The following is a 13,203-nucleotide window of genomic DNA, read 5'->3' on the forward strand; positions in this document are numbered from 1 at the left end:
GCCCTTCGCCGTCCCCACTGATCGCGCAGCCGCGTAGCGCCCCCCCCCTCATGCTGGTCGAGCAGCCGCGCAGCGGCGTATCGAGACCCACCGTCCCCAGACCCTCACCGGCCGCGGCATAGTAGAGCCCGAATCGGCGTCAGCGCCAGTGCCCCACTGACGGGGCACGTCCCGTACATTGGCCGTGGAAGCACGCCACCCCTCCCCCTTTTCCCTGCCGCGCTGCCTCCACCTCTCCCGTCGACTCCGACGGACCTCCGTCCCCGACCCTCCTCCGCGCACCACCCGCCCTGCTCTCCCCGCACCGACCGCCCGGACCGCACCGCCGCGGGACTCCGAGGCCCCTTGAGGAGCCCCGGACCGTTCAGCGCCTCGAGGCTCCGGCCGCGCCGTGCTCCGGGCACCCCTCCCCCCGCTGCCCGACCCGATCGGAAGACACCCCATGGCACGAGCCACTCCCCCCAGGTCGTCCCCCTCCCGTCCGCTCCGCCCCGCCGCGCGCCGCGCACGCCCCCGAGCGAGGACCGCCCTCGCCCGCCTCCTCGCGATCACCGCCGCCGTCGGGATCGTCATCGGCGCGACCGTGCTCCAGGACGCACCCGCCGCCTCCGCCGCCGTCTCCGCCACGACCTCCGGGCCCGACGGCACGCACTACCCCTCGGACACCCCCGACATCCGCTCCGGACTCCCCCGCGGCACCACGGTCGTGGACGTCGCGGCCTCGGGCCCGGCGATCCGCACCGCACTCGACCGGCTCACCGCGAACCAGATCGCGAACGGCGCGGTCGTCCGCGTCGCCCCCGGCCGCGTCGCCGACCTCTCGGCCCTCAACGGCTACACCAACAGCGGGGCATCCAAGGTCCTGATCACCGCGCGCGACGGCTTCCGCTCGGTGACCGGCGGCGACTGGGCGCTGCGCGGAGTCACGGGCATCACGCTGATGCGCTTCGACATCGACTCGCTCGACGTCAAGGGCGCGAAGCACGCCTCCTTCGCCTGGCTCCGCATCGCCGACAACTGGCTCGGTCTCGCCGCGTCGGCGGGCCTGCCCGTGCGGGACGTCGAGCTGATCGAGGTCGTCGAGCCCGACTCGACGGTCAAGAACGCCGACTCCGCGCAGATCAAGGCCTACGCGCCCGACCAGCTGAGCGACGTCCTGGTCGAGGGCGGCTACCTCGCGCCCTCCTACTACGTCGACGCGAAGTACGGCGGCACCCGTGAGCCGCGCCCGCACACCGACACCCTGCAGATCGAGGGCTCCGGGATCACCGGCCAGGTCACGCTCCGCGACACCGTGGTGTTCGCCTCCAACAACAGCGCCGTGATCATCGGCGGCGTCCGGAACGTCGCCTTCGACGAGACCCTCGTCGTCGGCGGCAGCACGGCCGCGCAGCGCTACCCGTTCCTCCGGGGCGGCGCCGGCTCCGCCGGAGCGCAGAACGGCCCCGGCAGCCTGAGCGCGATCCAGGGCTCGGGCGGCGGCAACGTCGACGCGTCCGGCTCGACCTTCATCGGCTCGCTGCAGCCCAGCTGGGACTCGGTGACGAACACGCGGACGAACCTGCCGGGCAAGACGGCGCGATCGGGCGGCTTCACGGTCGACCAGAGCCTCGGCTCGCTGACCGCCGCCGACCTCGACGCGCGCAGCCCCCGGCCGACCACGGCCTACCTCACCGGCATCTGGGACGACGTCGACCTCCGCGGCAGCGGCAGCACCCCGGCGGCGACCGCAGGTCCGACCGCTGCTCCCACGTCGACGCCCACGAACGCCCCGGCGACCCCCGCTCCGGCACCGACGGCGACCCCGTCCGCGCCCGATCAGCCCGATTCGCCCGCGGAGCCCGAGACCCCCGCCGAGGACACCTCCGCCCCCGAGGTCGAGATCACCGCGCCGGAGCCGGGTGACGTGCTCGGCGGCCCGGCGATCGCGACTGTCTACGCGACCGACGACGTCGCCGTGACCGGAGTCGTGTTCCTCGTCGAGGGTGTCGAGATCGGCGACGGCGTCCAGACCGACGAGGACACCTGGTCGCTGGCCTCCGACACCGCGGGGGTGCAGGGCACCTTCGCGCTCACCGCCCAGGCGACGGACGCGGCGGGCAACACGACCGAGAGCGCCCCGGTCTCCGTGACACTGCAGTAGCGTCCGCAGACCGACGAAGGGCCGCTGTGCTGAGCGCACGGCGGCCCTTCGTCCTGCGCCCGAGCGACGCGACGGCCCGCGCCATCCGCGCCGGCGACACTGCGCAGCTGGGAGAAGGGTGTGACACTTCCTCAGGTCACCGCTTTGCTCCGCCGAGCCCCCTACAGGAGTCGCAGATGCACACACGCCCACCGCAATCCCACGGACAGCGCCGACCGAGCAGCAGGCCGCTCGACGTCGCGGCGTCCCTCGTCCTCACCGTCGGACTGCTCGGCGCGGCCGCCCCCGTCGCTCACGCTGCCGAGACGACACCGTCGACCGCAGCAGCCGCGACGCCGGCCGCAGGCAGCATTGGGTCACCAGCCGCCACCCCGTCACCCGCTCCGCAGGTGAACGGGGGGCTGAAGACGTCGATCACGGCGACCTTCGGCGGTTCCCCCGACGAGATCCTGAACGTCAACTCGAGGGTCTACTACGAGCTCACGGCCACGAACGTCACCGACGCACCGCTCAACGTGCGACACGTCGAGTTCCCCGGCTACGGGAACACCCTTGCTCTCGGTCCGGGCGAGTCGAAGGTCTTCACCGAGAGCATGCCCCTCGGCGGTCAGTCGCTGCACGACGGCAGGTGGTCGACCCCGATCGAGCTGAAGACATGGACCACCTCGTACGACGAGACGACAACGGTGACGGTCGTTCCCGACATCCCCCTTCCGAGCACTCAGGTGGAGAAGCGCGTCCCGTGGTTCTGGGAGCCGTCCGCGCTGCCGACCCCGACCCCGACGCCCACGCCGACGGCCAGCACGCCGGACCCGGCACCCCTCCCGGTGCCGACCGTCGCCACCCAGGAGATCACGGTGACCGTCACGGGGAAGTTCCTGACGGAGCCGGGTGAGCTCGTGAAGGAGGGCACTCGCGTCGAGTTCTCGCAGGACGTGAAGAACACGGGACCGGTCGACATCACGAAGGTCCTCGGTCGCGAGAAGCTCGCGGTCGGCGAGTCGTTCCACCTGACCACGACCGAGGCCGTCGTCACCGCGCAGAACCTGAAGGACGGTTTCGTGACGCCGGAGTCGGAGTCCTCGAACGAGATCCTTCCGGGCGGCACCCGGGTCATCGTGTCGGCGCCGAAGCTGCCCATCCCCGCCAAGGCTCCGGTGTCCACGGAGAAGCCGGATCTCGAGGTGAAGGTCTCCGGCACGTTCCAGGTGAAGGAGGGCGAGCCCGTCGTCGCCGGCACGAAGGTGGAGTGGGTCGCCGCGCTCACGAACACCGGGGACACCGCTCTCCGCGACGTCCAGGTCGCCGACGGCGAGAAGCTCGCCGAGCTGCCCGTCGGCAAGACCGGCGTGGTCTCCTTCCAGAGCACCGTCAGCGAGCGCGACGTGCTCGATCACTCGATCTCCGTCGCCGCCGCGGCCACGGCGATCACGAGGGACGGCTACGACTACTCGAAGCAGACCCTCGGTACCCTCGCCATCCCCGCGACGACTCCTGCCCCGGCCGGTCCCGACGCCCCAGCGTCGGCGGGACCCGCATCCCCCACTGCAGCCGGAGCCGACGCTCAGCCCGCCGCGACGCCGTCCAGCGCCACGGCAGCCCGGTCGGCCACCGAGGTCGCCACCTCCTCGAGCCGCGGTGAGGTCGCCACCTCGGCCGCAGCGGCGGCGACTCGGTCCACGGCCGGTCACCTCGCCTCCACCGGTTCCGACGCCGCCGCCGTGCTGCCCGCAGCGGGAGTCCTCGCCCTGCTCGGCGCCGTCGGCGTCTTCCTGGGCCGCCGCCGCAGGAGCCGCACCGTCACCGAGTGACGATCGTGCCGGGCTGGCGGGTCGGCACCCTCCTCCACCGACTCGGCTCCGGCGCTCAGGGAAGGGCCGCCGTGCACCCTGCACGGCGGCCCTTCTGCGCGCCCGGCGACCCGACGCGCCGCGCCAGTCGATGCGGAGAACAGACGTGACTCCGAGAGCGGTGTGAGACTTTCTCGCGTCCACGTTGCTCCGCCGAGCCCCGACAGGAATCGAAGATGCTCACACCCTCACCTCGCCCGCACGGCCCGCGCCGACCGAGCAGCAGACCGCTCGACGTCGCGGCCTCCCTCGTCCTCACCGTCGGCCTGCTCGGCTCCGCCGCGCCCGCTGCCTTCGCGGCCGACGCGGCTCCGGCCGCCCAGCCTCAGGCCGCACCGTCCTCGCCGGCGACGGTCGCCGTGAAGCCCGCCCTCGAGCGGTCGGTCACCGCCGTGTTCGAGCCGTTCGACACCGGGAACCCCGGTCAGAAGGGCGTCCGGGTGAAGTACACGGTGCGCCTCAAGAACACCGGCGACGTCCCGCTGAACGTCTTCCTCAAGGAGATCCCGCAGCCCGGGAACGCACCGATCACGGTCGCCGTCGGCGAGACCAAGGACGTCACCCGGCCCTCCATGCTCACCGACGACGAGCTGCGCAGCGGCGTCTGGTCCTTCTCCACCGCCGGAGACGCCTACGCCCCCGACGGCGTCCGCATCGACGCGAGCGTGAGCGCCACGATCCCCATCCCCGGTGCGCAGCCGGGCACGCCGGCCCCCGCACCCACGCAGCCCGCCACGCCGTCTCCGACGCAGCCCGCCACCCCTGCACCCGCGTCGGCGCCGGCGGTCGAGCACCCCGCCCTCGAGCGGACGGTCACCGCCGAATTCGTGCCGATCTCCCTGTTCCCGGTGAATGAGCGAGTGAGGGTGAACTACACCGTGCATCTCACCAATAAGGGCGATGTTCCGCTGGAGGTCTCCCTCGATGGGCAGTTCTCCACTCCGGGTCCAGTCGTCCTCGCCGTCGGTGAGTCGAAGGACATCAGCGGCAGCCGGGTGTACGCCGCCATCGGTCAGAAGCTGAAGAACGGCATCTGGTCCGAAACGTTCTCCGGCTTCGCGGTGACACCCGGAGGTGCTCGCATCGATGCGACCATCAACACTTCGATCCCTCTTCCCGGCGTGACGCCCGCCACCCCGACCCCTGCGCCGACCCAGCCCGCCACGCCGACCCCTGCGCCAACGCAGCCCGCTGTGCCGAGCACGCCGACGCCCGCACCCACGGTCGCACCGGCAAGCGCCGACCCGGCCGTGACCGTCACCATCACGGGGAAGTTCCTGACGGAGCCGGGTGAGCTGGTGAAGGAGGGCACGCGTGTCCAGTTCACGTACGACGTGAAGAACACGGGCGGAGTCGATCTGAAGGACGTCCTCGGGCACAAGACGCTCAAGGTCGGGGAGTCGTTCCTGCTGAACACGACGGAGGCCGTCGTCAGTGCGCAGAACCTCAAGGACGGCTTCGTCTCGGCGCAGTCGAAGCTGGTCCGGGGCACGCTTCCGGACGGTTCGCGCGTGACGGTCTCGGCGCCGTTCGAGTACAAGCTCCCCATCCCCGAGAAGCCCCCGATCCCGGTACCGGCGCCGGATCTGGACGTGAAGATCTCCGGAACGTTCCAGGTGAAGGAGGGCGAGCCCGTCGTCGCCGGCACGAAGGTGAAGTGGGTCGCCCAGCTCACCAACACCGGCAACGTCGCACTCCGCGACCTACAGGTCTCGGACAGTGAGAAGCTCGCCGAGCTGCCCGTCGGCCAGACCGGCGTGGTCTCCTTCGAGACCACCGTCACCGAGCGCGACGTCTTCAACCACTCGATCTGGGTCGCATCACCCGCCACCGCCACCACGCCCGACGGGACCGCGTTCAGCAAGCAGACCCTCGGCACCCTCGCCATCCCCGCGGTGACGCCGACGCCGACGCCCACCCCGACGCCGACGCCCGGCCCGACCGCGACCCCCACGGCGGGCCCCACTCCGGTCGGCCCCGACGTCCCGCCGAGCGGCGGCGCGGTCGCGCCTGCCGCCGGAGCGGCGAGCAGGGCGGGCAAGGAGATCGCGGTCCCGACCGCCCCCGCCGCAACATCGTCGTCGTCGTCGAAGCAGTCGACCGCGGGCCACCTCGCCTCCACAGGGTCTGACGCCGCCGCCGTGCTGCCCGTTGCCGGAGTCCTCGGCCTCCTCGGCGCGATCGGCGTGCTCCTCGGCCGCCGCCGCCGGCGCAACGGCACCGCCACCGACTAGAGCTCGAACCGTCCCGGTGAGCGAGGCGAGTCAGTCGCCGAGACGGAATCGCTGCCGACGAAGGGCCGCCGTGCATCGCGCACGTCGGCCCTTCTCGTGCGTCCACGCTGACCGACGTGCCGCGACATCCCGGTGTAAGGCGGGAGGGGACGATCCGAAAGCTGTGACACTTCCTCAGTCACCCTTCGTGCTCCGCCGAGTCCCCCAGGAGTTGCAGATGCTTCCACGTACGCCCACGACGCCACCATCGCGCCGATCGAGCGGTCGCCCGCTCGACGTCGCAGCGTCCCTCGCCCTGACCGTCGGCCTCCTCGGCTGCGCAGCGCCCATCGCCCAGGCGGCCGACGCGACCCCGACCACTGTCGGTGCCGACCTGGCGCCGACCGCCCTCGGTCAGTCCGCGCCGCCCGCGAGCACCACTGGAAAGCCCCCGTGGAAGGGGGCGTTCGACGTGTTCTTCCCACCAGGACCCGTCGCCGTGGGCACGAAGATCACGGTCAAGGCCCACCTCGTCAACATCGGCGCTGTCCCGCTGAAGGTGACCATCGACCCGCTTCCCCAGCCCGGCGGCGCTCCCGTCGACATCGCTCCCGGTGAGAAGAAGACCTTCATCGGCGAGTCGACCGTCACGGCGGAGGAGCTCCGCACGGGCACCTGGGCCCTCGACATCTCGATCCGGTCCGTCAGCCCCGACGGCTCCGTCGACGTCACGACCTCGAATCTCCGGAAGCCGTTCCCTGCGGTCGCGCCGACCACGCTGCCCTCGCAGCCCGCCACGCCGGCTCCGGCACCGACGCAGCCCGCCACGCCGGCACCGACGTCGGCGCCTGCCGTCGAGCACCCCGCCCTCGAGCGGACGGTCACCGCTACTTTCATCCTTCAACCCACCACCGATGGAAGCGAGCCTGCCGTCGAGATCGGGTTCACGATCCACCTCAAGAACACCGGCGACGTCCCATTGAACGTGTTCCTCGACCGCTACAGCCGGCCGGGCGTTGGTCCAATCCCACTTGCGGTGGGCGAATCCAAGGACCTCGACCATGACAACGACTTCGTTGGGGTGAGCAAGCTGGCGAGCGGTTCATGGCGCTTCACTACCGGGGGGACGGCTTACACCCCGAAGGGAGCTCGCATCGATGCAGGCATCGACACCTCGATTCCTGTTCCACAAGGGATTTTGCCCGTACCGACGCCCACGCCGACGCAGCCCGCCACGCCGACTCCTGCACCGACGCAGCCCGCTGTGCCGAGCACGCCGACGCCGGGTCCTTCGATGGCGCCTGCCAGCGCCGACCCGGCCGTGACCGTCACCATCACGGGGAAGTTCCTGACGGAGCCGGGTGAGCTGGTGAAGGAGGGCACTCGTGTCGAGTTCACGTACGACGTGAAGAACACGGGCGGGGTGGATCTGAAGGACGTCCTCGGGCACAAGACGTTCAAGGTCGGGGAGTCGTTCCTGCTGAACACGACGGAGGCCGTGGTCAGTGCGCAGAACCTCAAGGACGGCTTCGTCCCGGCGCAGTCGAAGCTGGTCCGGGGAACGCTCCCGGACGGTTCGCGCGTGACGGTCTCGGCGCCGTTCGAGTACAAGCTGCCCATCCCCGAGAAGCCCCCGATCCCCGTGCCGGCGCCGGATCTGGACGTGAAGATCTCCGGAACGTTCGAGGTGAAGGAGGGCGAGCCCGTCGTCGCCGGCACCAAGGTGAACTGGGTCGCCGAGCTCACCAACACCGGCAACGTCGCACTGCGCGACGTGCAGGTCTCGGACAGTGAGAAGCTCGCCGAGCTGCCCGTCGGTGAGACCGGTGTGGTCTCCTTCGAGACCGAGGTGACCGAGCGCGACGTCTTCAACCACTCGATCTGGGTCGCATCACTCGCCACCGCCACCACGCCCGAAGGGACCGCGTTCAGCAAGCAGACCCTCGGCACCCTCGCCATCCCCACGGTGACGCCGACCCCCGCGCCGACCCCGACCCCGACCCCGACGCCCGGCCCGACGACCAGTCCGACCGCCACCCCCACGGCGGGCCCCACTCCGGTCGGCCCCGACGTCCCGCCGAGCGGCGGCGCCGCCGCGCCTGCCGCCGGAGCGGCGACCAGGGCGGGCAAGGAGATCGCGGTCCCGACCGCCGCCTCCGCCGCAGCATCGTCGTCGTCGTCGTCGAAGCAGTCGACCACGAACCACCTCGCCTCGACCGGTTCCGACGCCGCTGCGGTGCTGCCCGCCGCCGGAGTCCTCGGCCTCCTCGGCGTGATCGGCGTGCTCCTCGGACGCCGCCGTCGGCGCAACGGCACCGCCACCGAGTAGTCACCTCGACGAGCCGGCGGGTGATGGCGGTCACCCGCCGGCTCCTCTCGTACCACCCGGATCGGGGTGGTCCTCCCCCGGACCCACCCCGCGGAGCGGGGGCAGCGAGGGCCAGGGCACACAGCCTTCTCGGCCAAACAGCACATTCCGTGCCACTTTCTTTCGGCCCACGGAACTGTCGCCATACGTTTCCCCCTGTTGCTCAGCGCACCGCTCGGTTCGACCGAGTGCCGCCGCCCCGCCGATGCTCATCGAGTTCGGACGGGAGCGGCCCGGCCGCTGCTGAGCCGCCCGGAACGCACCGCTGCGTGTCTCCGGGGCTCCTCCCCCGTGCGAGGCCCCCGGTCCGTCGCGCCTCGGAGTCCTCGACCCGCTGCATCGGCGATCCGTCACTCCGCCCTCCGATCGAAAGACACCGCCATGTCACGCATCACCTCCGCCACTCCGTCCACCCGTCGCACCCCCGCGCTCCTCCGCTCCCTCGCGGTCACCGCCGCCGTCGGTATCGCCGTCACCGGCGCCTCGTTCCAGATCGCGCCGGCCGCCTCCGCCGCTCCGGCCGCGGCCGCCGCGAGTGCCTCGACCTTCGGACCGGACGGCACGCACTACCCCTCCGACACCCCCGACATCCGCTCCGCGCTCCCCGCCGGCACGACCGTCGTCGACGTCGCCGCCTCGGGCCCCGCGATCCGCGCCGCGCTCGACGCCCTGGCGCCCGGTCAGATCGCCGCCGGCGCCGTGGTCCGCGTGGCCCCGGGACGCATCGACGACCTCTCCGCGCTCGACGGCTACACGAACTCCGGCCCGCTCAAGGTGCTGATCACCGCGCGCGACGGCTTCCAGTCCGTGACCGGCGGCAGCTGGATGCTGAAGGGCGTCACCGGCATCACGCTGATGCGCTTCGACATCGGCTCGATCGACGTGAAGGGCGCGACGCACTCCTCGTTCGCCTGGCTGCGGATCGCTAACAACTGGATCGGCCTCGCCGCCTCGTCGGGGATCCCGGTGCGCGACGTCGAGCTGCTCGAGATCGTCGAGCCGGAGTCGAAGCTCAAGAGCGGCGACTCGGCGCAGATCAAGGCCTACTCCCCGAACACGGTGAGCGACGTTCTGGTCGCGGGCGACTACATCGCGCCCTCCTACTACCTCGACAAGCAGTACGGCGGCGGCGCGAACCCCGCGCGCCCGCACACGGACAGCCTCCAGATCGAGGGCGCCGGCATCGTCGGCCAGGTCACCGTCCGCGACACCGCCGTGTTCAGCTCGAACAACAGCGCCGTCATCGTCGGTGGCGTGAAGAACGTCCTCTTCGACCACGCGCTCGTCCTCGGCGGCGACGTCGCGGCGCAGCGCTACCCGTTCCTCCAGGGCGGCGCCGGCTACCCCGGGGCCGTCAACGGCAAGGGCAGCGTCAGCGCGATCCAGGGCAAGGGCGGCGGCAACGTCGATGCGACCGACTCGATCTTCACCGGCTCGCTGCAGCCCACCTGGAACGCCGTCTCCGGTTCCCGGACCACCCTGACCGGCAAGGTCGCCCGCAGCGGCGGCTTCTCCGTCGACACGGCGCTCAGCGCGCTGACCGCCGCCGGCCTCGACGCGCTGGCTCCGCGCCCGACGACGGCGTACCTCGGCGCCGCCTGGGACCACGTCACCCTCTCGGGCGGCACGACGTCCTCGTCCGTGAAGGCCGCCACCCGCTCGGTCGCTCCGGCGCCGGCCGCGTCCGCCGCCCCGAAATCCACCCCCGCCCCGAAGACCGCCCCGGCTCCGAAGACCACCCCGGCCCCGAAGACCACCGCGGCTCCCAAGGCGGCCACACCGGCTCCGGCGGCGCCCACCGCGAAGGCCAGCACCGCTCCGACGGCGACCGCGGCTCCCGCACCCGCCGCCACCCGGGCGCCCGCTGCCGCGAAGCCGGCTCCGAAGAAGCCCGCCGTCGACCGGACCGCCCCGGCCGTTGCGATCACCTCGCCGCGCTCCGGCGCCGTGCTCGGCGGCTCGACGACCGCCACCGTCACCGCGACGGACGATGTCGCCGTGACTCGCGTCACCTTCCTCCTCGGCGGCACCGAGGTCGGCGACGCCGCGCAGAACGCCGACGGCACCTGGTCGCTGACCACCAGCACAGCGGGCAAGCACGGGACCTTCCCGCTCGCCGCCCGCGCGACGGACGCCGCCGGCAACAGCACCGTCAGCGCCCCGGTCACCGTCACCTTGAAGTAGCCCCCACGCGGGTGGATCTCGATACGCCCGCTACGCGAGCTACTCGATCAGCAGGGAGGGACCCTGCCCTTGTCATGCTTGTCGAGTAGCCCGGCCCGGGCGTATCGAGACCGACCCAGCCCGGGGACGCCGGTCTCCTCCCGCCCTGCACAGTGCGATGGCCGGGAAGCGAAGAGGTTCGCGTACCCCTGTCGCACTCGTTGACACCGGCCGCGGACCTCATTAGTGTCCCGAGTGCAGAAAAGTGTGACCGAGAACATCTGCATCCCTCGCCGACGACGTGCGCGCGTGCGGGCCCGGCGAACAAGGGGTCCACCGCGCTCCGCGCCGGTGCCCGGAGCTCCGGACCGGCCTCGTCGCCCAGCGCGAGGAACGCGTCCGGGGGCCGGACGGCATCGCTCCCGCAGGGGCCGGGGAGATCCGCCGGCGACAGCTCGACGCAGGGCTTGGCGCCCGCTCGAGCAGCGGTGCCCTCCGTTCGGGTCGGAGGGCACCGGCTCGCCCGCGCGCGCTTCGCGAGCAGGGGTCACAGCCTCGCGGCGACCGAAACACCGAAACTACTTTCTTTAACTCCCCGGGCTGGCTACGGTCGATCTCACCACCCGGAGGCCAGCGAAGACGGCTTCCTCGGGTGCGATTCACACTGCAAAGGAGCTCTCTGTGAGTAGATTTCGTAGACTTTTCGGTCTGGCCGCGGCGGCAGCACTCGCCGCGACGCTCGTCGCCCCGACGCTGCCCGCGTCCGCCGCGGGCAACACCCTCGTCGTCGATGCGAGCACGTCGATCGGACCCGTCACGCGGGTCGGCGCCGGCGGCCTGTAGGCGCTGGCCACGCCGAACGACCCGGCACCCGGCCTGCTGACGCCGCTGCGCCTCAAGCAGCACACGCAGCCGGCCCCCGGAGTCGGTCAGCTCGGCAACGGAGCGACGACGCCGACCGGCGACGTGCTGAAGGTGGCCGGCACCTTCACCCGGGACGGAGCGCAGTCCTACGCGCGGATGCCCGACGTGTACCCCGACTTCCCGTACCGCTGGATCAGCTGGGCGGACTGGACGCAGAAGATCGACACGATGGTGAAGGCCCGTCTCGACGCCACCGCCACCACGAACATCAACGGCTGGGAGCTGTGGAACGAGCCCGACGGGACCTGGGACACGGCGAAGGCCGGCCCCTACCTCGACGGCTGGACCCGCACCTACCGGCAGGTGAAGCTCCAGGACACGATCACTCCGATCGTGGGCCCCAGCTACAGCCGCTACTACCCCGACCTGATGCGCTCGTTCATGGCGCGGGCGAAGGCCGACGGCACTCTGCCCGACGTCGTCGTCTGGCACGAGCTCGATGACGGGATCTACAACGACATCGACGAGCACGTCGCCGACTACCGCTCGATCGAGCGCGATCTCGGCATCTCGCCGCGGCCGATCTCCATCAACGAGTACGGCTCGCCGAGCCAGATCGACACGCCGAGCGTGGCCGCGCACTTCATCGCGCAGTTCGAGCGCACCGGGATCCACGACGCCGAGCGCGCCTACTGGTACGAGTCCGGCACCGTCGGCGGCCTGGTCTGGAACAACCGACCGACCGGCTCCTACTGGCTCTACAAGTGGTACGGCGAGATGGCCGGGAACATGCTCGCCGTCACGCCGTCCGGCGACCTGGACGGCTTCGCGTCCTACGACTCCAGCCGGAAGATCGTGAACGCGGCCTTCGGCGGCACCTTCGGCGACAACCAGGTGCAGGTGAAGGGCCTCACCGGATTCGGGACCTCGGCCAAGGTGGTCCTGAACTACACGCCCCGGTCGGGCCGCATGACCAACGTCGACGCGCCCACCACGGTGTCGACGCAGACCCTGCCGATCACCAATGGGACCGTCACCGTCCCCGTGACGAGCCAGGACTACCTCGGCGCCTACCAGCTCGTCGTCACCCCGGCGGCGGGTCCGACTACGAGCTATCAGCAGGTCTACGAGGCGGAGAACGCGACCGTCGTGAACGCCGCGCTCCTCTCCGCCGGAACGGCGTCGAACGGCGGCTACGTCGGCCGGATCGACGGCTCGTCGAACGCCCGCAGCGACAGCTTCGTCGACTTCGTCGTCGAGGTGCCGACCGCCGGCAGCTACGGGCTCGGGATCCGCTACGCCAATGGCGGGGTGAGCACCTCGACCCAGGGCCTCGCCGTCAACGGCAGCGCCTTCAGCACCGTCTCCTACCCGTCGACGGGATCGTGGGGCGCCTTCGGCCCCTCCGTCTCGCGGCAGGTCGATCTGAAGGCGGGCTTCAACGTGATCCGGCTCGCGAAGGGGTCTCCCTTCTTCGCCGGCGGCTCCGGGTTCGCGGAGCTCGACAGCATCACGCTGACGCGCTGAGCGACACGGCCGTCCGGAGGCGCGTCGACGGTTCCGGACGGCCGTGCTCGGCCGAACGGTGACCTCGAGCGCCGG

At 71.5% G+C, this 13,203-nt stretch carries 7 protein-coding genes; all 7 read left to right on the forward strand.

Going from position 1 to position 13,203, the window contains the following annotated elements:
• Positions 1-442 precede the first annotated feature (442 nt).
• Positions 443-2,143, forward strand: coding sequence for an Ig-like domain-containing protein (locus MT351_RS08550; RefSeq protein ID WP_243581923.1), 1,701 nt, complete (start codon positions 443-445; stop codon positions 2,141-2,143).
• Between the two features lie 389 nt (positions 2,144-2,532).
• Entirely contained in the window at positions 2,533-3,954 is a 1,422-nt protein-coding gene (locus MT351_RS08555; RefSeq protein ID WP_243581924.1) for an LPXTG cell wall anchor domain-containing protein, read from the forward strand.
• A gap of 215 nt (positions 3,955-4,169) precedes the next feature.
• Entirely contained in the window at positions 4,170-6,227 is a 2,058-nt protein-coding gene (locus MT351_RS08560; protein WP_243581925.1) for an LPXTG cell wall anchor domain-containing protein, read from the forward strand.
• Positions 6,228-6,444: 217 nt separating this feature from the next.
• Positions 6,445-8,535, forward strand: a complete 2,091-nt coding sequence (locus MT351_RS08565) for an LPXTG cell wall anchor domain-containing protein (protein WP_243581926.1) — start codon at positions 6,445-6,447, stop codon at positions 8,533-8,535.
• Between the two features lie 420 nt (positions 8,536-8,955).
• The gene (locus tag MT351_RS08570; RefSeq protein WP_243581927.1) at positions 8,956-10,758 is read left to right on the forward strand and encodes an Ig-like domain-containing protein; all 1,803 of its coding nucleotides are present in this window, start codon (positions 8,956-8,958) and stop codon (positions 10,756-10,758) included.
• A gap of 660 nt (positions 10,759-11,418) precedes the next feature.
• Entirely contained in the window at positions 11,419-11,580 is a 162-nt protein-coding gene (locus tag MT351_RS08575; protein ID WP_243581928.1) for a hypothetical protein, read from the forward strand.
• Between the two features lie 132 nt (positions 11,581-11,712).
• The gene (locus tag MT351_RS20275; RefSeq protein WP_243581929.1) at positions 11,713-13,128 is read left to right on the forward strand and encodes a CBM35 domain-containing protein; all 1,416 of its coding nucleotides are present in this window, start codon (positions 11,713-11,715) and stop codon (positions 13,126-13,128) included.
• The last annotated feature ends 75 nt before the right edge of the window (positions 13,129-13,203 follow it).

The organism is Rathayibacter sp. VKM Ac-2926 (genome assembly GCF_022815565.1).
GTDB lineage: Bacteria > Actinomycetota > Actinomycetes > Actinomycetales > Microbacteriaceae > Rathayibacter > Rathayibacter festucae.

Bases quoted from the DNA above. Each gene is read 5' to 3' on its own strand.
- MT351_RS08550 (WP_243581923.1), top strand. From the start codon at position 443: ATGGCACGAGCCACTCCCCCCAGGTCGTCCCCCTCCCGTCCGCTCCGC.
- MT351_RS08560 (WP_243581925.1), top strand. From the start codon at position 4,170: ATGCTCACACCCTCACCTCGCCCGCACGGCCCGCGCCGACCGAGCAGC.
- MT351_RS08565 (WP_243581926.1), top strand. From the start codon at position 6,445: ATGCTTCCACGTACGCCCACGACGCCACCATCGCGCCGATCGAGCGGT.
- MT351_RS08570 (WP_243581927.1), top strand. From the start codon at position 8,956: ATGTCACGCATCACCTCCGCCACTCCGTCCACCCGTCGCACCCCCGCG.